The following is a 21,385-nucleotide window of genomic DNA, read 5'->3' on the forward strand; positions in this document are numbered from 1 at the left end:
TTGTTCGCGACCGCGGACGAGGCCGCGCGGCAGGCGGTCGAGAACGACGTGCACATCCTCGGCGTCTCCTCGCTCGCCGCGGCCCATCTCACCGCCGTGCCGGAACTGAAGGCCGCGCTGAAGAAGCAGGGCCGCGACGACATCATGATCATCGTCGGCGGCGTGGTGCCGCCGCAGGATTACGATGCGCTCTATGCTGCCGGCGCGGAAGCGATCTTCCCGCCGGGCACGGTGATCGCGGAGGCCGCCGAGGAGCTGATCCGCAAGCTGAATACCCGGCTCGGGCATAGCGAGGCGGCATAGCCTGAATACGGGCTCCCGCGAGCGCTCGTCCGAATATGACTAGCAGGCAGCAATCATGTCGACCCTGGATCGAATTCGTCATGAGATAGATCACATGCGCGTTCAGGTCGGACGTCACCGTAGGGAAGCGTCTCGACTGCGACATGCAGGAATAGACGTGGGCGCAACGGAAGCGCTCATCGGCAAGATACAGGCGAAAATTCAAGAATTGTGCTCTGAGAGAGATGAGCTGAGAAAGATACAGCCGAGTCCGACAAAGGGTAGGGTCGGCCGTCGGAAATGGTGAATCCGAGAGCTGGCGCAGGGTAGAAATTGCAGTGCCAGCGCTAGGTCCATAGCCCTGCTGGAATAGGCGGCAGAGTTGCCTCAGGTCTGCGCACTTCTATCAGGGCAATTCGAACCCAGATGCAACAAGATCATCTCCTCTCGCGGTGCCGGTTATCGCAGGAGGAGTCTTGCGTCCGTAGGTAACAGCATAAAATGCTGATTGGTCATGCGGGGCGTGACGACTTTGAACATTAATGCCGAAGGGACAGCGCAACTATGATCACACGATTGTCGTCCTCGGCGGAGGCATGAATTAGCGGTCCTCGCCAGATAAGGAGTGAGAAGATGAAGCTTAAGCACGTCTATCTTACCGCTCCGGAACCTGAAGCACTAGCCCGCTTCTACGAAGCACTCGGATTGACGATGCGTTTTGCCGACCGCGGCAAGTGGATTCAGTTCGCAGGAGATAAGGCCGCCTTTTGCTTGGCAAGCCCGGCGGAATCCGCGTCTGAGCAGTCTCGGAATGCCGTGGTTGTCTTCGAGGTGGAGGATATGGACGCTGCGCTTGAGCGAGCGCGGGCGGAGGGCGCTGAGCTCGTCGGTGAAGTTCGGGAGATGGGGGCGCATGGCCGGGTGGCCCATTTGAAAGATCCGCAACGCAACACAATTCAGTTCTTTCAGGCTGTGGTCAAGAACGGCAGCTGACCGGCTTTCTGAATTGGATTCGGTTCGATTTATCGGGAAACCTATCACCATGAACTTCCGAGTGTCGCCCATGCCTAGTCAAGAAATCCCGGCGTTCAGTAGCAAGGAATTTCGGAACGCAATGCGCAACGTGCCGGGCGCAGTGTCCATCGTAACTACGGGGGGGCGTCCTGGCAGGCACGGTTTAACGCTGACGGCCGGCTGCTCATTGTCAACCGAGCCATCGAGCGTACTGGTCTGCGTGAACAAGTCGGCTGGCGGTCACGATACGATAAAGCAGAGCGGGTCATTCTGCTGGAACATTCTAGCGGCGGATCACGCCGAGCTGGCAAGAAAGTTCTCCGGGCAGGACGGCAGCAAAGGCGACATACGATTTACCGAGGGTTTGTGGCGCGAACTGATTACGGGAGCGCCAAGTTTGATCGATGCGATTTGTAGCTTCGATTGCCGATTGTCTGATTCTCACGATGCTGGCAGTCACACGATCTTCGTTGGTGAGGTCGTCGCGCAGGCGATCAACGCTGATCGCGAACCACTTGTCTATGTGAATGGCGAATTCACCGTACCGAAGCGTTAGAACGCCGACCGGTTTCAGGGGCGTGCTTGAGGCATGGCGGATCCGGGAAGGTTGAACCGCTGTTTACGAAGGTCAATTCTGGAGCGAGGGGGCAGCGATGAGAGTTAAAGGGACTCGGCGGAAAGCCATTAGCGAAGTCATTGCGATTTGGGGCGATGAAGGCCAGGCGCCAGTCGCTCCTTCGGGCGTCCCGATGACTTGGCTGCGGTGTCCACTCATACAGTTCGTTGCTCACTGATGCTGTCACTTTGGCTCAACGTTCTTGCGAGCGGCATTCTGCTTGGTCTCGTCTATGGCCTGGTGGCGCTGGGGCTGACCATCATATTCGGCGTGATGCGGGTGGTAAACTTCGCTCACGGCGAGATGGTCGTCTTCGGCGTCTATATCGGCTACTGGGCGGTCCGTCTTTGGAACGTCCCGATCATCGTAGCGGCGGCAATAGCTGCGGTCGTCATGTTCTTCTTCGGGTACCTCCTGGAAGCCCTGATAGTGAAGCGGTTCGTCAACCGGCCCCACCATTACCAATTCATTGTATTCATCGGCCTATCGCTGCTCTTTAGCGGCGTGCTTCTCGTCGCCTTCGGGCCTGACCCGCGTCCGACTGCATCTCAACTATCATTTCGCACTGTATCGCTCGGCTTCGTGACGCTCGATCTGGCGAGATTGCAGGCGGCGATAACCGCGGGTGTGCTTATCGCTCTGCTGGGAGCATACCTCCGGTTCTCCTCGTTTGGCCGGGCGTTGCGAGCGGCCGCAGACAACCGGTTGGGAGGTCTTGTCGTTGGATTGAACATTCCCCGGGTCTACGCCGTGACCTTCGGAATTGGTGCTGCCTGCGCCGGTGTAGCCGGCGCGCTGATATCTCCTCTGTTTGATGCCCAACCCTATCTCGCCGTTGACTTCACGCTTCTTGCTTTCGTGACGGTCATTGTCGGTGGTCTCGGAAGCTTCAGCGGAGCGCTGCTGGGAGGCCTTGTTATCGGCGTCGCCGAGGCAATTGCGGCACTGATGTTCGCACCGTCAATGAAGACGGCGCTTCCCTATGCGCTCCTCATCATCATCCTGATTTTCCGTCCGAGAGGGTTCTTCGGTGCAAAAGAGATTTGATGGCGGGCCTGAAATGAAGCGGTGGCTCGCTGGAGCGATGGTCTTCATCGTTCTTACGTTAGTCGGCCTATTTGCAGATCCGTACTTTATCTCACTGATGACGATCGTGTTGCTATTCGCCTTCCTGGGGCAGTCCTGGAACTTGATGCTTGGTATTGGCGGTCAACTATCGATTGGCCATGCGCTCTTTGTCGGGCTAGGCGCCTATTCGGTTGGCGTCCTCTACGTGAAGTTCGGAATCTCGCCATGGATTGGCCTCTCCCTTGGAATGATCATTGCCGGGTCAGTCGGTGCGATATTGGCGTGGCTGAGCTTCCGCTTCGAAGTGCGCGGAATCTATTTCGCGCTGCTGACGATTGCGGCTGCGGAGTTTGCGAGGATCATGTTCGGTGGATGGGAATTCGTTGGCGCAATGCAGGGCCTGTTTTTTCCGGCGCCGACTGGCGCGATCGAATTCTCAATGCTCCGGGGTGGAGCCGGCTTCTATTACTTTGTCGCTCTCGCACTGGCCGCGCTGGGAATTATAGGAACTGAACTCATTTCACGTTCCTACCTCGGATACGTGTGGCGAGCGATGCGAGACGATGAACCGGCCGCACGAGCGTTGGGCGTCCGCACTTTCCGGCACAAGATTCTTGTGATCTCTGTGTCGGCGGCAGCGGCCGCAGCGGGGGGTGGGATTTTGGGGCTCGTGCAAGGGGCGATATTCCCGGACTCGATCATGGGGATGGGGCTCTCCGTTGATGTGCTGATCGGACCTGTGGTCGGTGGGCTGGGCACGACGTTCGGTCCTCTGATTGGCTCGCTTGCCGCGATCCCTCTGAACCATCTTATGAGTGCCATCGGCGACAGCCTTCGGATTCCGGGGCTGAACAATATCACGTACGGTATTGTCCTCATTTTGGTCGTCTGGCTTCTGCCAGATGGCATCTGGCCGGCGATCGCGCGTCTCTGCAAAGCAATTCAGGCGCCGTCCCGAGTGTGGTTGCCGCATCTGAGGAAGGCCGAGGAATGACGGCTCTATTGGAAGTAAAGAACCTCTCTCGATCGTTTGGCGGATTGGTTGCGGTCAAGGACGTCAACTTCACGTTAGAGGCCGGACGTATTACCGCGCTCATTGGGCCGAATGGCGCGGGAAAGACGACCTGTTTCAACCTTGTCGCCGGCTCCCTGAACCCGACGAGCGGGCAGGTGTTCTTCGAAGGACGCCAGATCGACGGTACCCCTCCGGAAATTGTCTGCAGGATGGGTATCGCAAGAACATTTCAAATCGTTCGACCAATGCGTGATATGTCCGTGCTCGAGAACGCAATGGTGGGCGCCTTCAGCTGGACCAAAAGCGTAAGGGAAGCCAAATCGAAAGCCTACGAATCCCTCGAAAGCGTCGGACTTGCCGGCAAGGCCAATGCGCGGACGGACCAGCTAACGCTTCCGGATCGGAAAATGCTGGAGACGGCGAAGGCGTTATCCACTCGGCCAAGACTGCTGTTGCTGGATGAAGTAATGGCGGGCCTTCGACCGACAGAAGCGGCGGGTGTCGTCCGGGTGCTGCAGACACTTGCCGAAGGCGGCCTGACGATCCTCCTGGTCGAACACGTCATGCGGATCGTGATGGAAGTCGCATCGAACGTCGTCGTGCTTCACCACGGTGCCAAGATCGCGGAGGGAAGTCCCGCAGAAGTGGTTGCCGATCAGAAGGTTCTTGATAGCTATCTAGGGGCAGGCTTCCATGCTTGACGCGGCCCTCTTATCGATTGACGGGCTCTCTGTCGCCTATGACGGATCGAGCGCATTAAGCGGCGTCTCGCTGCAGATACGCAAAGGAGAGTTGATCTGCGTCGTTGGGGCGAATGGTGCCGGGAAAACGTCGCTCATCAGATCAATCTCGGGTATAGTACGATCTTCGAGCGGCACCGTAAAAATGAACGGCGTCAATATTACTGGGCTGCCCCCATGGGAGATCTGCGAGCGCGGTATAGCGCAGGTCGCCGAGGGTCGACAAATTTTCGGCAGCCTCTCCGTCGAGGAAAATCTTCTGCTAGGCGGATCGCTGAAGCGCGCGAAGGCCCATCAGCTCGAGACGCTTGAGTTCGTCTACCAGCTATTTGAGAGACTACGGGAGCGTAGACGGCAACTGGCCGGGACGCTATCCGGGGGCGAACAGCAGATGTTGGCGATCGGACGTGCGATCATGTCGAAGCCCGAAATCGTCATGTTCGACGAGCCGTCGATCGGGTTATCGCCTGCACTGACAGACGTGATGTTCGGCGTAGTGAAATCGCTCCACGAGCAAGGCATTACAGTGCTGCTGGTCGAACAGAACGTGGCGAAATCGCTTGCCTTGAGCAATCGCGGCTACGTCCTGGAGAACGGTTCAATCGTACTGCACGGATCGAGTCACGAATTGCTCAACAATTCCGAGATTCAGCGTGCATATCTCGGAATGTAGCGGAGCTGTGGCGCAAGTTGCGCCGAGCACCGTGCTCTCTCTTACTTAACGGTCCCACGGACCAGCGGAATTGCAAAGCTGTGGAAGCAGATAATGCCGCGATTTTCCGCTGGGGCAACCTTTTGTGTTGATGCCTGCCGCGATGAAGCGGTGTACAGCAATCAATTCCGAGGTACGTCACCTAGGCTCTATTCATGATACAGGATGATGCCCTCTTAATCGATCGCGACCTTGACCTGGTCACAATGACTATGAATAGGCCACCGGCAAACGCGTTGAACAACGGACTAGTTGAGCGCTTGCTGGATGCCTTTCGGGCGCTTGCCAGCCAGGTGGCGCCGCCAGGTATTGTTCTGACCGGCCAGGGTGCCCGGTTCTTCAGTGCAGGCGGCGACATAAAGGAAGTGACGGGCATCGAGATATCCCGGCCTCGTATGAGGTCGTTCCATGCGCTTCTTTGCGAGATGGAGCGATATCCGGCGCCGCTTGTGTGCGCCGTCCGAGGTTACGCGGTCGGCGGCGCGTTGGAATTTCTTCTGCACGCCGACTACGTGATCGCGAATGGTGAGTGTAAGATCGGTTTCCCGGAAATCAACCATGGTCTCTTGCCCGCGGCCAAAGGCATGCGGAAGGCAGTGCAGAAACTGGGACTTCGTGATGCGCGAGCGCTGCTATATTGGGGGGAGCTGGTCGATGCGAGGAAAGCACTCGAGATCGGAGCAGTCGACGAGATTGCAGCGACGTCGGACGTGACGTCGCGAGCGTTAGAAGTGTGTAAGCACCTTCGCGGAAAGGATCAAAGGCTATTTGCGGCCATCAAGCGCTCGCTAAACCTGACGGACCAGATGGACGACGCCTCCCTTGAGGCGATGACAATTGAGGATCTTGGGGCCTACCTGACGGGCGACAGTTCGGCAGACGCGCGGGCCCGATTTCTGTTGAAAAACACAAAGTAGGCATCGATGACCGAATTCGCTTCTTCTGATGAAGTTCGACTGGAGTTGATGAATTTCGAGCAAGTGTCGGAAGCTCTGGCGCAGGGAACGTCGACGATCCTGGTACCGTGCGGGGCCGTCGAGCAACATGGACCGCATCTTCCGCTTTGCATGGATGCCGACCACGCTGATGCGCTCGCAACGAAGGTGGCACGGCGTCTTGGAAATGCGTTGATCGCACCGACAATCAAGGTCGGCTGCTCAGCTCACCATCTCGTCTTTCCCGGTACCATCTCCCTTCGTCCTGAAACGTTCGAAGCGATCTGCCTGGACTACTGCACGAGTCTCGCTCGGCACGGCTTCAAGCGGATCCTGCTGTTCTCGGGACACATCGGCAATTTTCCAATCCTGCGCGACATGCTTCCTCGATTGAAGCAGGCTGTTCCCCCAGACGTCGAGATCAACGCATTCTCCGATTCGATCGCCTGGATCGACAGGTGGCGGAGCGCCGTCAAAGACGCCGGTGCAAACCCAGATGCGGTCGGCGGACATGCCGATATAGCTGAGACGTCTCTCATGCTGTATCTCCGTCCCGACAGCGTGCGGCCGGATCGGTTCGAGCTGGGGCACCTTGGCGCGTTGTCTGAAGAGCAACTTCAGTCCATGTGGCGAAACGGCATCAAATCGGTCACTGCCAATGGCATCATTGGCGATCCGCACGGGTCGACTGCAGCAATTGGCGAGCGATGCCTTGAGGCGATAACCGAGCTTCTCGTCGCATCTTTTGGCAAATAGGTCCTATCCGGCGCATCCCGCTCTTCGAGCACTATCACCTTCGTAAATCGCCACGTTGTTGCGATGAAGGACGCCGCTGCCCTAAGAAATGACACGGTTCGGCTGCGTACAGCACAAAATATGGAAAGTTACGAAGGGAGACCCTGCATTCGGACGAAAATGTTGCCGCGCCCGTGAAATGTTGAGCCATCTCGAAACCCTAAGGATTAAGAAGATGGCACTTACGTTCGGGTTCTGGTCGGAGCAGGAAACCCAGGTCGGGCAGAGTTATGCGCGCCGACTTCATGAGCTGGTGGACGAGGTGCGTCTCGCTGAGAAGATGGGATTCGATTGCGCCTCGCTGTCCGAACAACACGTCGCGTTGGGCGGCATTTCGAGCTCGGCGCCGGAAGTGGTCTATGGCTACCTCGCTGCCGTCACCTCGCGCATCAAGCTGAGGCCGGCGGTCACTTTGATGCCGCAGAAGATCAATCACGCCTTGCGGACCGCGGAGCGTTTGGCTGTGACGGACATTCTCTCGAACGGTCGCATGGAGTTCTACGCCGGCCGGGCCAATACGACCATTGCCATGCGTGCGTTCAACGTCGATCCCGGCGAGACGCTCGCTCAAATGGAGGAGGGGATCGCGCTTCTTAAGAAATCGATGCGCGAAGACATCTTCACCTTCGAAGGCAAGTACTACCAGGTTCCGCCGCGAATGCTTGTCCCGAAGCCCCTGCAGAAGCCGCATCCGGTGATCGGCATCGCTGCAACGAGCGAACGCAGTCACAGCTGGGCTGGCGCCGAAGGCCTCGCTGTCATGAGCAATTCGATCTACCAGGGATGGGAGGTCCAGGAAAAGCTGCTCAACTCCTATCGTCGATCCTGGAAGCGCGACGAGCTTGGTCCGCTCGATCGCCCGCGCATCGGCATTCCGCTCTTTTTTGGGATTGGTCCTACGGATCAGAAGGCGAAGGAAGACTACGCCGAGCCGTTGATGAATTATGCGAAGATCTCGACCGACGCTTATCCGCGCCTGGCAAAGATTGCCGATGATTACGCGTACATGAGCGAGAGTGTACCCGCCATGGAGCGCGCCGCCAAGGACTGGGACTATCTGCTCAATCACTCGGCAACTACGGTTTGTGGAAGCCCCGATACCGTCATTCGACAGATCGAAAAGTTCCAGGCTTTGGGCGTCGACGAGGTCCTTCTGCATCTGGACTCCGTGAATCACGAGAAGATCATGGAAGCGATCGAAATGGTCGGGCGCTACGTCATCCCGCACTTCAACGACAGAAACAATGTCGTGCGGCCGACGGAGGAGATCCTCAGTCGGATTCGCGCCATGCGGCCCCAAAAGTAGAGTTGCCAGGTAAACACGGGAGCAGACCAATGTCGAAGCAGGGATACAAATATCTGATCGTCGAGCGGCGGCCGAGCGGCGTTGCCGTCATAACGATGAACCGCCCGGAAATCCTGAATGCGATCAATTGGGATATGCACCACGAGCTGGAGCGCGTCTTCGTCGAGCTGGACGACGATAAGGCGACACGCGCAATCGTCCTAACGGGCGCCGGGCGCGGCTTCTGTTCCGGTGGCGATCAGAAGACGCTCGACAAGAGCCCGATTCCATCGCCGACCCGAGGTGGGCGTCATCTGATTCGGAATATGCTGGAAGTCGAAGTCCCGATCGTTGCTGCGGTCAACGGCGTTGCCGTTGGTCTCGGCGCGACGCTCGCGCTCTTCTGCGATGTCATCTTCGCAAGTCCAACAGCTCGGTTCGCCGATACGCATGTTACGGCGGGCGTCGTCGCGGGCGACGGTGGCGCTGTGATCTGGCCTCTCCTGATGGGGCCTGTCCGTGCGAAACACTATCTCATGACCGGCGAATTCATTTCCGCGGAAAAGGCGGCTTCCATCGGAATGATCAACGACGTCATCTCCGAGAGAGACGTCAAGGAGGTCGCGATCGAATACGCCGAGATGATCGCGAGCGGTCCGAGGGAAGCGATCATTTGGACCAAATACAGCGTCAACAAGATCATCAAGCAATACGCGCACCTATTGCTGGATACCTCGACTGCTCTGGAGACCATCACTTTCGCATCGCCAGAGCGGAGGGATGCGGTCGCCGCGTTCGCCGAAAAGCGCAAGCGTTTTGCGGAGCGGTGAAATGGACGTCGAACACTTCACGTCAGGGGCTCAGTTCACGGATGTAACCATTCCGCAGCTTCTGAGCTCTCGACGAGCGGCGCGGCCGGACGAGATAGCATTCAAGCAGAAGCGCCGGGGCGAATGGACTGCGACAACCTGGAGGCAGTATTCAGACCTGGTCGCCAATTTGGCCGCGGCTCTGCAAAAAGCCGGACTCAAACACGGTGACCGTGTGGCCATCATGGGAGACGTGTCCCAGGAGTGGCTGCTTGCGGACATGGCGACGATCTGCGCCGGCGGGGTGATGGTCGGCGTCTATTTTACGTCATCGCCAGAAGAAGTTGGCTACTACCTCAGCGATTCCGGAGCATCCTTCGTCTTTGTCGGGAGCGAACTTCAACTCAATATTGTCCTGGCGTCACGCCAGACTGAGAAGTTGAGAAACATCATTGTGCTCGATCCGAGGTGGCAGGGTGCGGGCGGCCCGGCGAAGGTCGTTCCTCTCCAAGTCTTCTGTGGGGAGACTTCGGTTGACGCGGAGGTGTTCCTTAGGGAGCAAGTTGCGAAGGCAAAGGCTGATGACCTGGCGAGCATCGGGTACACATCCGGTACGACTGGGTTTCCAAAAGGCGCCATGTTGACCCACCTTTCGCTGCTCGCTGGTGCGCACTCTGTAACGACATTCAGTTCGAAATTGCGTTCCGATGCACATCGCGTGGTGGTGCACCTTCCGATGTCGCATACGGTTGCGCGCGCACAGGCAACGACGCTGCCCTTGCTGATTCGGCTTGTGCCTTACTTTGGGGAATCGAGCGCTGATTTCGCTCAGACCATCAAGGAAGTGAAGCCAACCTACTTCATGGCTCCGCCGCGGTTCTATCAGAGGTTTGCCACCCAAATCCTCAGCAAGGTTCACTCGGGATCCGAGAAGCAGAAGCAAGACTATCAATTTGCAATGACCATCGCTCGCAAGGCGCTCGACGACCGTCAGGCCCGCGGCGTGCCCAACCCCTTCATATCCTCCCTGTTCGCCGTCTGCCAGGAACGGATTTTCCGTCCCTTGCTTGCCGAGGTCGGTTTTGAAGAACTCACCGTCACCTATACGTCGTCGGCTGCGATGCCTTCCGAACTCATGTCTCTGTGGCAGCTGTGGGGACTGCAGCTAAAGGAATGCTACGGGCAGACCGAGCTGGTTGGGGCGAACCTGGTCCAGATGGCTGAATGGCCGGAGGCGGGAACCGTGGGCGTCCCAGTGCACGATGCGGCTTGGCAAACTGCCGTTCTCGAAGACGGAGAAATGATCGTCAAAGGTCCCGGGCTCTTTGTTGGGTATTGGAACAAGCCGGAGGAAACGAAGTCGGCCCTCCGCGATGGCTGGCTTTATACCGGCGATATCGTGGAGATTGGACCGACTGGCCTGTTCAAGCTGGTCGATCGAAAGAAGGAGATCATCAACACATCCAACGGCAAATCGATCAGCCCCACGCAGATCGAGAATGAAATCCGGCACAGTCCCTTCATCTCTGAAGCGGCGGTGATCGGAGAAGGAAAGAAGTACCTGACTGCGTTGATCGAAGTAGATGCGACCGCGACGATGGAGTGGGCCAAATCGCGTGATGTTCGCATCGCTCACTATTCGGATCTTGCGGAGTCAGAGATCGTCGTCCGGATGGTTGAAGGCGAGATCGCCAAAGCAAACGGTCGGCTAGCGAGGGCCGAGCAGATCAAGGCCTTTCGAATTCTTCCGGAGGAGCTCTCTCCGGAGAATGGCGTGATGACGCCAACGCGGAAAAAGCGCCGCAAGCAAATAATGGATCGGTACCGGTCACTGATCGATTCGCTCTATGACGATAGCGAGGAGAACATGATCAAGACCGAGGTGGGAACATAATCTGATTTGTTTCCGCTTCGTGCGATCATCAAGCCTGCTGAATCCGTGTCGCAGCTGTGTTCGCTTTGCAGCGCGCTGTCATTCTTGAAGCTTCCCAACAAATCGCCGCAAGTTCCATTGTAGTCAACTGAAAGAGACTTCACATGAAGAATCGCATCGGAAACGGGTTTACTCGCCGGGCCGTGCTCGGCAGCGGTGTTGGCATCGCCGCAGGGCTTGTATCGTGGCCGGTCAGGGCGGCGGGCCAAGTCAAGGTCAAGATCGGCGCGATCATGCCCAGCAGCGGCGTGTTGGCGTTCCCCGGACAGGCTTGCGTGCGCGGCATTGATCTCGGCGCGAAGTTCGCAAGACAGAAGTACGGTGATGAGATTGAGGTCATTCACGCTGATACGCAGAGTCGACCGGAAAATGGCCGCATCGCCGCGGAGAACCTGATCCGCCAGGGTTGTACGGTCCTCATCGGCGCCTGGGACTCGGGCGCGACCATCTCGGCGCTCCAGGCCTGCGAAGCAGCGAAGGTGCCTATGGTCGTGCATATCGCCAGCGCCACCCAGGTGACCTCGCAGGGCTTCACTCAGGTCTTCCGTTACTATCCGACGTCGCTGATGATCATTCGTCAGTCGCTGATCGATTTGAAAGGTCTGTTGCCGACCCTCAACGGTCCGCCAGCCAGCGCGGTCGTCCTCCACCTCAACAACGTGATGGGGCAGTCGAGCGCGACGAGCATAGCCCAGGCCTGGAAAGAGGTCGATGTCCCGATCAAGCTCACCGAGTTCATTCCATACGATGAGAAGGCCAAGGATCTCTCGGTCGAAGTCGCAAAGGCAAAAGCGACCGGCGCTGACATGCTTTTCCCGATCACCCGGGTCAACGACGCCATCATGATCACACGCGAGTGTGTAAAGCAGGGATGGAGCCCGAAAATGATCTACTCAGCGAATTCGAACGGCGTTATCGACAAGGCATATTACGACGCGCTCGGCAAATACGCTGACGGCGCGATGGCGTCGGCGCTCTACTACAATCCGAAGGCGCCCGACGCTCACAAAATTCTCGAGATGTTCGCGGCCGACTACCCGAATGAATGGCTCGACGCAAATGCGGCATGCGCCTTCGAGGCCGTGCAGATCGTCAGGGACGCGGCAAAGCGTGCGGGCTCGTCGCAATCGGGGGCAATTCACGACGCGCTCAAGCTGACGGAAATGCAGCCAGTCTTGATGTCGTCGGGGACGATCAAATTTGACTCAAGCGGCCAGAACGTGAATTCCGCCGTGGCTCTGCTTCAGGCGCAAAAAGGCAAGCCGCGCGTGGTATCACCGAGGGCAATTGCGGAAGCAGACCTGGAATATCCGCTGGTGCCCTTCAGCTCTCGATAGAGAGCCGCGAGCCACCGCCCCGGTTCAATGCCGGGGCTGTGGTTCGATGCGTGCTATGTGAAGGGCTGCTGGCTGCTGAAGCTCGACCGTTCGGCGAGGAAGCGGCGAGGGCTCTTTCCCATTGTCTTCTTGAACATAGTGATGAATGCGCTCGGCGTCTCATAGCCGAGATCGAGTGAAACGGCCTGCACCGACGCTCCGGCCGTCAAGCGTTGCAGTGCGACCAAGATGTGAAGCCGCTGCCGCCAGCGTCCGAATGTCATTCCGGTTTCCTTCAAGACCAGGCGGGCGAAGGTCCGCACACTCATTGCGTACCGGGCGGCGAGTTCATCGATAGTGCTGCGGTCACCGGGATCATTGAGCAGTGATGCCGCGAGATGTTGAAGTCGGCTGTCCGTGGAAATTGGCAAGTACATCTGTTCCGTCGACATCTGCACCAATTCGTCGAGCAGCACTCGACCGAGTCGGCTCGTCGGTCCTTCAAGGGGATAAAGTGGCGGAAATACGGATAGCCGGTGTATCAACTCGCGAACGAGCGACGATATCGTGAATGTGCAGCAAGTGTTTGGAAGCATACTTGCCAGCGGATCGATGAAGACGAGGTAGACCTTTCCATTGTCCGATACGCAATTGCTATGCATGACCCCAGGGGGGATCCACACGGCTCCTTGCGGAGGAACGATCCATAACCCACCAGGGGCACGGCACATGACTGATCCATGTGAGGCGACGACCAATTGTCCCTTTTTGTGCGAGTGCAACGGGAGCTCGTCACCATGTTCACCAGTCTCAATGCACATCGAGACGATTGGGCGATCGAACTGATCCGGATCTATCGGGTCGTAATTGAGCCTAAGATCCGGCAAGTTCATTCTGGCCAGGCTGTGATCCATTTCAGATACGGGTGACGTGCTCATTGAGTTCACTCGTTAATGGCTACGGTTCCATGCGTCGGGTGGCGCGAGTGGAGCTCGCTTCGGGGGCCTGCTGGCGACAATAGCCGTCCGGCAAATGATCGTCACGAAAAAGTAACGTGGTCGAAACGGAAGTCTAAGCCGTCGGCTCTGCCTTTTCCGAGCGCGACATGAGCCGGATGCGCGGGCAGCCGTGCGGGGCGCGATCCAGCCAGCTGCGACAAAGTGTGCTTTCCGGATACCTCATTGGCCAAGCGCGCGCGACACGGCAGAGAATGCCACAATCCGCAACAGCTGGCTCGTACGATGGCGTGTTCAGCCCGAAATGCCGGAGTTTTTGGCGAGATATGCCACGACATCCAATGCTACCAAGGAGGGAATTCGAAGGAGCCTGACGAAAGTGACTATTCGCATCGACGCGCCGATCAAGTCAGCCGGTGGACAATCGCTTGACCAAGACGAAAACGAAACGTCCGATTGGCTTGCATCCCTCGGATCTCTCCATCGAAGCGCGGGTGCTGAACGCGTACGCTTTATTCTCTCGGCACTTGATCAGCGAGCCAAGGAGCTCGGCGTACTTTCAGATGTGCCTCCCTACTCTCCTTATCGAAACTCGATACCTCTCGAGTTGCAGCCGCCCTATCCGGGTGACATCGAGATGGAGACCCGGATCACTGCGATTATCAGGTGGAACGCCCTCGCCATGGTTGTTCGGGCCAATAGGGCCTATGGGGAGCTCGGGGGCCATGTCGCCAGCTATGCGTCGGCGGCAGAAATATTTGAGGTCGGTTTCAACCACTTCTTCCGCGCGTCAAGTCCGGAGGCGGAAGGCGACATTGTGTACTTCCAGCCGCATTCTTCGCCGGGCGTTTATGCGCGCGCGTATCTCGAAGGGCGCCTGTCAGAAGAAAACTTGAGATACTATCGTCAAGAGCTTACCGGGGCGGGCCTGTCCTCATATCCGCATCCTTGGCTCATGCCGGACTTCTGGCAGATGCCAACAGGTTCGATGGGCATCGGACCAATCAGCGCCATCTATCAGGCGCGTTTCATGAAGTATCTCGACAACAGGGGTTTGGTGCGTACCCAAGACCGCCACGTGTGGGGCGTATTCGGTGACGGAGAAATGGATGAGCCGGAGTCGATCGCCGGCCTGTCTTTGGCCACGCGTGAGAACCTCGACAATCTGACGTTTATCGTCAATTGCAATCTGCAACGGCTCGACGGTCCAGTGCGCGGGAACGGACAGGTCATCCAAGAACTCGAGATGATCTTCCGGGGAGCAGGCTGGAACGTGATCAAAGTGCTGTGGGGATCGGAGTGGGACCAGATCTTCTCGCGCGACACGGAGCATGCATTGTTGCGCAAATTCGCTGCGACGGTTGATGGGAAGTATCAGACGCTCGGTGCCAAGGACGGAGCGTACAATCTCGCAAATTTCTTCGGTGAAGATCCGGAGGTGCGGGCTCTCGTCTCGCATATGTCCGATGCCGACATCGATGCGCTGAAGCGAGGCGGCCATGATTTTCGGAAGCTATTTGCCGCCTTCGCTGCAGCGAAGGCGGTCAAGGGGCGGCCGACTGTTATCCTGGCGAAGACCAAGAAAGGGTATGGAATGGGAGGTGCCGGGGAGTCGCGCATGACGTCTCATCAGGCGAAAAAGCTCGACATCGATGCGCTTTATGCGTTCCGCGATCGCTTCTCCCTTCCACTGACCAACGAGCAGGTTGAACGTCTCGAGTTCTTCCGTCCTGCGGACGACAGCGCCGAGCTTCAGTATCTACGGTCGAAGCGTGAGGCACTTGGCGGCTACATTCCGACCAGAAGGCGGACGGCGGCGGCCGTTGCCGTCCCCGCCCTACAGTCCTATGCCGAGTTCGCGCTCAAGGGCGAGGGCAAAGAGACGTCGACGACGATGGCGGTGGTTCGGCTGTTCTCGAATCTGCTTAAGGACAAAGTGCTCGGTCCCCGAATTGTGCCAATCGTTGCCGACGAGGCGCGAACGTTCGGTATGGCTAACCTGTTCAGGCAGGTGGGGATCTACTCGCCGGTCGGGCAGCTCTATGAGCCGGAAGACGCGGGCTCGATGCTCTACTACAAGGAGGCGGCGGACGGTCAACTGCTCGAGGAAGGCATCACAGAGGCAGGCGCGATTTCTTCCTGGACGGCCGCGGCGACGTCTTACAGCGTCCATAACTTCGCATTGCTACCGTTCTATATCTACTATTCGATGTTCAGATTTCAGCGGATCGGCGATCTTATCTGGGCGGCCGCAGATCAGCGCGCGCGGGGCTTCCTGATTGGCGCGACCGCCGGCCGCACCACTCTCGGCGGAGAAGGACTGCAGCATCAAGACGGCTCTAGCCATGTCATCGCGGCGACAATCCCGAACTGCCGAGCATACGACCCGGCGTTTTCCTACGAAGTCGCCGTCATCGTGGACCATGGAATGCACGCCATGCTCGAAGAGGGCCGTGATGAATTCTACTATCTCACGGTGATGAACGAGAGCTACGCGCAGCCGACCATGCCTGTGGATGTTCGCGACGACATCATAAAAGGTCTCTATCGCATCGTTTCGAGCGAAAATGGACCTGCGAAGGTGCGTCTCGTCGGTTCCGGCGCAATCCTTCCAGAGGCGTTGGAGGCTGCAAAGATGCTGGAGAGCGATTGGCAGATCTCCTGCGAAGTATGGTCGGCTACCAGCTTTGCGGAACTGGCGCGAGAGGCTCGAGACATTGAGCGGAAGAACCGTCTAAACCCGCTCTCCAAGCCACAGGAGAGCCACGTTTCGAAGTGTCTCTCAGGAAGCATACCAGTCGTGGCTGCCTCCGATTACGTACGTGCCTATCCGCAGCTCATAGCGTCGTATTTCGAGGCGCCGTACACCATTCTCGGTACTGACGGCTTCGGACGGAGCGATAAGCGTGCCGCGCTAAGGTCGTTCTTTGAAGTCGATCGCGCGCAGATCGCTGTCGCCGCACTGACATCTCTGGCGCGGTCGGGGACGATCGATCGAAGCCGGGTAGCCGAGGCGATCGCGCGCTACGACGTCCCCGCGGACGCAAATTCCCCCTGGTCAAGGTAACGCAGGTCAAAGCGAAATCATGGGTGATTCAATAGAAATCGTCCTGCCGGACATCGGGGACTACAAGGACGTGCCGATCGTTGAAATCAACGTTGCGGTTGGTGACGACGTCGTAATCGATACGCCATTGCTCTCGATCGAATCTGACAAAGCAACGATGGAGGTGCCGTCTCCCGCGGCAGGAAAAGTCAAGCAGTTGATGATCGAGGTCGGTGGTTTGGTATCTCAAGGATCAATTTTGATGATTCTAGAGGCAAAATCGGCATCAGGTGACTCACCTGCTCGAGAGATGAGTGCGAAGCAGGCTTCATCGGCGAAGCATGCCGGTGCTGCGGCGCAGGAAGGGACCGCGTCAGTCAAGGTACGAGAGAGGCCTGAGCCCAGTGCATTAGAGGACCGGGGCGGACTGCCTGAGGTAAGTCGGGCGCATGCATCACCGTCGGTTCGCGCATTGGCGCGGGAACTCGGCGTGCCGTTGGCTCTCGTCGTGCCTAGCGGAGCCAAGGGCAGGGTGCTGCGCGATGATGTTACGAACCACGTGAAACAGGTGATGGGGTCGACCCAATTCCCGTCATCTGCAATCGCTTCCGCGCTGCCAAGGGCAGATTTTGAAAAGTTCGGCGCGATCGAAAGAGTGCCTCTCTCGAGAATCCAGCAGATAACCGGGGCAAATCTTTCACGAAGCTGGAACACGATCCCGCACGTCACAAACTTCGACAAAGCCGACGTGACCGAGGCGGAGGCGTTCCGAATGAAGTTCAATAGTGAAGCCGAGGAGGGCTCGGCGAAACTGACGATGGTGTCAATCTTGATTAAGGCGACAGCCCTCGCGCTGAAGAAGTATCCCCGCTTCAATTCGTCATATGATCGAGACGCTCTCATTCTCAAGAAATACATTCATGTCGGGTTTGCGGTAGACACTCCGAAGGGTTTAGTCGTTCCGGTCATCAGGGACTGCGATAAGAAGGGACTGATAGAGATCGCTTCCGAAATGCGTGCGCTCGCCGACAAGGCCCTTGGAGGTCAACTATCCCCGGCGGACATCCAAGGAGGCTGCATCACGGTCTCGTCGCTAGGAGGCGTCGGCGGTCATGGATTCACGCCGATCGTCAACGCTCCCGAAGCGGCGATCCTGGGAGCGGGCCGCGCTGTCACCGAGGCAGTCTGGGACGGAAGTGGATTTCAGCCGCGTCAAATGCTTCCGATAGCGCTCTCGTGGGATCACCGGGTGGTCGACGGTGTCGCTGCCGCGAGGTTCTTGGGCTTCGTCGCGGCTCTGCTGAACGATCTGCGGCGGGTCGCGTTGTGAGGCAGCCCATGGAGCGTGCGATCGATATATTGGTCCCTGACATTGGAGACTTCAAGGACGTTCAGATTGTCGAGGTGCTCGTCAAAGACGGTGACATCGTTGACGCGGAGCAGGGGCTCATCGTGGTTGAATCTGACAAGGCCACGATGGAAATTCCTTCGCCGATTGCGGGCCTTATCAAGGAGGTGCTTCTGAAGGTTGGCGATAAAGTGTCACGAGGCACCATCCTTGCCAAGGCGCAAACGATTTTGCCGGATCGAGCGCCGTCTAAGGCTGTAGCCCAGAGTGACCCGGCCGTGTCCGGGGGAGGCGAGGAACGCTTCGATCTCGTCGTGATCGGCGGTGGACCAGGCGGATATTCTGCCGCATATCGCGCCGCGGATTTGGGTGTCAGAGTCGCGATGATCGAGCGATACCAAGCGTTGGGTGGCGTGTGCCTGAACGTCGGGTGCATTCCATCCAAAGCGTTGCTTCATATCGCGGCGGCCAAGGAAGAGGCCGAAAGGATCTCTGACAAAGGAGTGCGATTCGGCTCACTGGAATTGGATCTGAATGCACTCAGATCGTTCAAGGACAAGACGGTAAAGAAGCTGACTGATGGCCTAGGTCAGATGGCGCGCGCGCGGGACGTTAGAATCATCAACGGAGTTGCCAAATTTGTCGCGTCGAATCGCTTGGCAATTGATCTGGAAACTGGTGCGTCTCGATATGTTGAGTTCGAGAAGTGCATCATCGCCACGGGGTCCTTGGCGAACAAGTTAAGTGTGTTTCCGCAAGACAAGCGGATTGTCACGTCGACCGGAGCCCTCCAGGTAGAGACGATTCCGAAGCAAATGCTCGTCGTCGGGGCGGGCATTATCGGACTTGAGATGGCCACGATTTATAGCGCGCTTGGCGCTCGAATAGATCTCGTTGAACGATTGCCGAATATGCTCGCCGGCGTTGATCCAGATGCTGTGAGGATATGGCAAAGCAGGAACGCTCATCGGTTCCAGAATATTGATCTCAATGCGGGTATAGTAAGCGCCACGGCAGATAGTAACGGCGTATCGGTCCAGATTGAAGGGGCAAAGCCGGGGCGTCGAACTTACGATCTTATCCTGCAATCCGCTGGCAGAGTGCCGAACAGCGCAAATCTCGGCTTGGAGAAGATTGGTGTAAGGTGCGACGCAAAAGGTTTCGTTGCAGTCGACAGGCAAATGCGGACGAATTTGCCTCATATTTTCGCGATCGGCGATGTCGCGGGTAACCCTATGCTCGCCCATAAGGCGGTTCACGAGGGGCATGTCGCGGCAGAAGCGGCTGCCGGGCTCAAGAGCTTCTTTGACGCGAAGATCGTCCCGAACGTCGCCTACACTGATCCTGAGGTGGCCTGGGTTGGCGTCATGGAGCATGAAGCAGCTTCCTCAGGCAGGCACGTTAGATCCGCGAAGTTTCCGTGGGCTGCCTCGGGCAGAGCGATCGCCTCGGGCGCGTCTTATGGCATGACCAAGCTGATCATCGACCAAGAGACGCACCGCATCATCGGCGGCGTCATCGTTGGCCCGCACGCTGGCGACATGATCGGAGAAATCTGCCTGGCGATCGAGATGGGCGCCGATGCAATTGATCTCAGCAAGACCATTCATCCGCATCCGACGTTCGGAGAGACAATAGGCTTGGCTGCCGAAGTGTATGAGGGTGTTTGCACGGATGTGTTGCCGGGTCCGAAGAGGTCGACCAAGCGCGCGAGCCACTAGAAATCCAAAGCCTGAGCCGGCACCGGGTGCCTCGCTGCCGGTCGTTCATGGGGGACCCGAATATGGCGGGAGGTTCTCGCAGGGAAGTCAAGGTACCTTTGAGCGTTCAAGAAGAGGAATTTGCCGCCGCATGTCGAGACTTCGTTCTGGAGAGGAAACCTGATCTGGCGGCATCCATCGTCATTGTAGACAACCAGCTCAGGATTGCGAACGATCCGCATGTTCGGCTCGCGTTTGTAGAACTTGGTCTTGCCAGATTGGTACGAGTTCTACATCTCGCAATCGAGGGCAAGGGGATTTCGCTCAAAAGAGTGCCAAGACTCCTGTTCGACCTGTCGAGCTACAGAAGAAAGATACTCCGCGCGCTAGGTAGGGACCAATGAGGAAGCTACAACCGATCATGTGGTCGCTTGGCACGGCTATCATCGTAGTCGGATTGGCCTCGGGTGTCGTCGCCCGGTTCCTCGGCCGCAGCATCACCGTGGTGTATCTCGGTAGAGCAAAGCCGCCGGTACGCGCGCCCCAAATAGCGCCGTAGCGGGCGGGCGGCTTTGCGGTGGTCACCGGCAGTTCTCGGGTAGGATCGGGTTGCGACACGCCGTCAACAGCGACGGCCGGCGCGAAGTGCTGGGGATGGACATCGGCCCCTTCCGAAGCGGAAACGTTCTGGACCGCGTTCCTGCGCAAGCTCGCCCGCCGTGGCCTGCGCGGCGTCGAGCTGGTCGTGTCAGACGCCAACGAGGGCATCAAGGCCACCGTGGCCAGGGTGCTTAGCGCCAGTTGGCAGCGTTGCCGCGTGCACTTCATGCGCAACGCGCTGGCGCATGCGGGCAAGAGCGGGTGGCGCCTCGTCTCCGCCTTCATTGCCACCGCCTTTGCCCAGGATGACGCAGCGGCGGGCAGTGCCCAGTGGCGTCGGGTCGCGGATCAACTCCGCCCCAAGCTGCCCAAGCTTGCTGGCTTCCTCGACCAGGCCGAGACCGATGTGCTCGCCTAGATGACCTTCCCGCCGCGGCATCGGACCAAGCTGCACTCGACCAACCCGATCGAGCGCCTCATCGGCGCGATCCTGCTCGCACAGAACGATGAAGGGGCCGTCCAGCGGGCACGCTACATGACGCTGGAAACGATCGAGCCGTTGAGCGATGATCCCACCGTCAGCCTCCCGGCTATCGCCAGCTGACCTGCCCGACCTTGGCAGGTGAACGCGGCGACCCGCCACCAGCTACGCCACGCCAGGGAACACGATCTTCGAACATTCCTCACAATCCCAATGAGTGCCAATCAGGAACGATGTTTTTGCGTTGAAATGAGATGTATTCGATGATCGTTCCATCCGGGTCCTTGAAGCACAAGAATGAGCAATCGATCCCGTGCGATCGAACCCCTTTGGCGGTCTCGTAACGCGAGATCGGTCCGACAAACTCGACCTTGTGCTCCTCCAGAACCTTTGCAGCCGCAAAAACGTCGTCAACCTCGAAGCACAGCCTCCCGATTCCGATGTTGTGGAGAGTTGGGTATGCCTTGCCGGTTGTGGGTGGATCGATGAACTGTATGATATCCAGGAATGGGCGCGGTCGGCCACCTCGTATCCTCATGAACGCGGCGCGAAAGCGCCGTCCCTCTGGCAAGCCAAGCCCCTCCCAGACGCCGGCGCCTTCCTCGAATACGTTGTCATCGAATTTTTCGAAGCCGAGCATCTCGTAAAATGCGATGCTGCGATCGAGATCGCTCACGCAGATATTGGCATGAACCCATTCGCGAATTGTAATTGTGCTCATCTGATCACCCGGT

Annotated in this window: 18 protein-coding genes and 2 pseudogenes; 17 read left to right on the top strand and 3 right to left on the bottom strand. The window is 58.0% G+C overall.

Translation table 11 applies throughout. From position 1 onward, the window contains the following. From SE92_RS31775 to SE92_RS31835, 13 genes are all read left to right on the top strand, one after another. Positions 1-303 (top strand): cobalamin-dependent protein (locus tag SE92_RS31775; RefSeq protein ID WP_198172834.1); only part of this gene is annotated, 303 nt, incomplete at its 5' end. A 612-nt stretch (positions 304-915) separates the two neighbouring features. Beyond that, on the top strand, positions 916-1,275 hold the full coding sequence (locus tag SE92_RS31780) for a VOC family protein (RefSeq protein ID WP_063202424.1): 360 nt from the start codon (positions 916-918) through the stop codon (positions 1,273-1,275). Positions 1,276-1,324: 49 nt separating this feature from the next. Continuing rightward, complete coding sequence (locus SE92_RS31785) at positions 1,325-1,852, top strand: flavin reductase family protein (protein WP_245324756.1); 528 nt, start codon at positions 1,325-1,327, stop codon at positions 1,850-1,852. A 237-nt stretch (positions 1,853-2,089) separates the two neighbouring features. Then, a complete protein-coding gene (locus tag SE92_RS31790) occupies positions 2,090-2,959 on the top strand; it encodes a branched-chain amino acid ABC transporter permease (protein ID WP_063202426.1) in 870 nt (289 codons plus the stop codon). Between the two features lie 13 nt (positions 2,960-2,972). Next, positions 2,973-3,974, top strand: coding sequence for a branched-chain amino acid ABC transporter permease (locus SE92_RS31795; protein ID WP_245324758.1), 1,002 nt, complete (start codon positions 2,973-2,975; stop codon positions 3,972-3,974). Then, entirely contained in the window at positions 3,971-4,696 is a 726-nt protein-coding gene (locus SE92_RS31800) for an ABC transporter ATP-binding protein (RefSeq protein ID WP_063202428.1), read from the top strand. Before SE92_RS31795 ends, SE92_RS31800 begins: the two co-directional genes overlap by 4 nt. Beyond that, entirely contained in the window at positions 4,689-5,408 is a 720-nt protein-coding gene (locus tag SE92_RS31805; protein WP_063202430.1) for an ABC transporter ATP-binding protein, read from the top strand. The genes SE92_RS31800 and SE92_RS31805 overlap by 8 nt, the downstream gene beginning before the upstream one ends. Positions 5,409-5,602: 194 nt before the next feature. Further along, entirely contained in the window at positions 5,603-6,364 is a 762-nt protein-coding gene (locus tag SE92_RS31810) for an enoyl-CoA hydratase/isomerase family protein (protein ID WP_063202432.1), read from the top strand. Positions 6,365-6,370: 6 nt separating this feature from the next. Beyond that, positions 6,371-7,138: a creatininase family protein gene (locus SE92_RS31815; RefSeq protein ID WP_063202434.1), complete on the top strand. Its 768-nt coding sequence runs from the start codon at positions 6,371-6,373 to the stop codon at positions 7,136-7,138. A 214-nt stretch (positions 7,139-7,352) separates the two neighbouring features. After that, positions 7,353-8,483 carry an LLM class flavin-dependent oxidoreductase gene (locus SE92_RS31820; RefSeq protein WP_063202436.1) on the top strand — a complete coding sequence of 377 codons (1,131 nt, stop codon included), beginning with the start codon at positions 7,353-7,355 and terminating at the stop codon, positions 8,481-8,483. A 2-nt stretch (positions 8,484-8,485) separates the two neighbouring features. Next, positions 8,486-9,292, top strand: coding sequence for an enoyl-CoA hydratase/isomerase family protein (locus SE92_RS31825; protein ID WP_245324759.1), 807 nt, complete (start codon positions 8,486-8,488; stop codon positions 9,290-9,292). 1 nt (position 9,293) lies between these two features. Further along, a complete protein-coding gene (locus SE92_RS31830; RefSeq protein ID WP_063202439.1) occupies positions 9,294-11,165 on the top strand; it encodes an AMP-dependent synthetase/ligase in 1,872 nt (623 codons plus the stop codon). 143 nt (positions 11,166-11,308) lie between these two features. Then, positions 11,309-12,541, top strand: a complete 1,233-nt coding sequence (locus SE92_RS31835; RefSeq protein ID WP_063202441.1) for an ABC transporter substrate-binding protein — start codon at positions 11,309-11,311, stop codon at positions 12,539-12,541. Positions 12,542-12,594: 53 nt separating this feature from the next. Here the strand turns inward: SE92_RS31835 and SE92_RS37300 are convergent, their stop codons facing one another. Both SE92_RS37300 and SE92_RS37490 read right to left on the bottom strand, forming a co-directional pair. Then, the gene (locus tag SE92_RS37300; protein ID WP_245324834.1) at positions 12,595-12,996 is read right to left on the bottom strand and encodes a helix-turn-helix domain-containing protein; all 402 of its coding nucleotides are present in this window, start codon (positions 12,994-12,996) and stop codon (positions 12,595-12,597) included. A 174-nt stretch (positions 12,997-13,170) separates the two neighbouring features. Next, positions 13,171-13,458 (bottom strand): annotated as a pseudogene (locus tag SE92_RS37490) (AraC family ligand binding domain-containing protein); the annotation flags it as partial. 397 nt (positions 13,459-13,855) lie between these two features. Between SE92_RS37490 and mdeB the strand changes: the two are divergent. From mdeB to SE92_RS35255, 4 genes and pseudogenes are all read left to right on the top strand, one after another. Beyond that, positions 13,856-16,543, top strand: coding sequence for an alpha-ketoglutarate dehydrogenase (gene mdeB, locus SE92_RS31845; RefSeq protein WP_502686787.1), 2,688 nt, complete (start codon positions 13,856-13,858; stop codon positions 16,541-16,543). A 19-nt stretch (positions 16,544-16,562) separates the two neighbouring features. Next, complete coding sequence (locus tag SE92_RS31850) at positions 16,563-17,852, top strand: 2-oxo acid dehydrogenase subunit E2 (protein WP_063202445.1); 1,290 nt, start codon at positions 16,563-16,565, stop codon at positions 17,850-17,852. An 8-nt stretch (positions 17,853-17,860) separates the two neighbouring features. Next, the gene (lpdA, locus tag SE92_RS31855; protein ID WP_063202447.1) at positions 17,861-19,591 is read left to right on the top strand and encodes a dihydrolipoyl dehydrogenase; all 1,731 of its coding nucleotides are present in this window, start codon (positions 17,861-17,863) and stop codon (positions 19,589-19,591) included. A gap of 600 nt (positions 19,592-20,191) precedes the next feature. Next, a pseudogene (locus tag SE92_RS35255) lies at positions 20,192-20,774 on the top strand (transposase); the annotation flags it as partial. A gap of 79 nt (positions 20,775-20,853) precedes the next feature. On the opposite strand, the gene SE92_RS31870 reads toward SE92_RS35255, so the two are convergent. Next, positions 20,854-21,372 carry a VOC family protein gene (locus SE92_RS31870; protein WP_084251916.1) on the bottom strand — a complete coding sequence of 173 codons (519 nt, stop codon included), beginning with the start codon at positions 21,370-21,372 and terminating at the stop codon, positions 20,854-20,856. Between the last annotated feature and the right edge of the window lie 13 nt (positions 21,373-21,385).

Source organism: Bradyrhizobium sp. AT1 (assembly GCF_001590795.1).
In the GTDB taxonomy this organism is placed as follows: domain Bacteria; phylum Pseudomonadota; class Alphaproteobacteria; order Rhizobiales; family Xanthobacteraceae; genus Bradyrhizobium.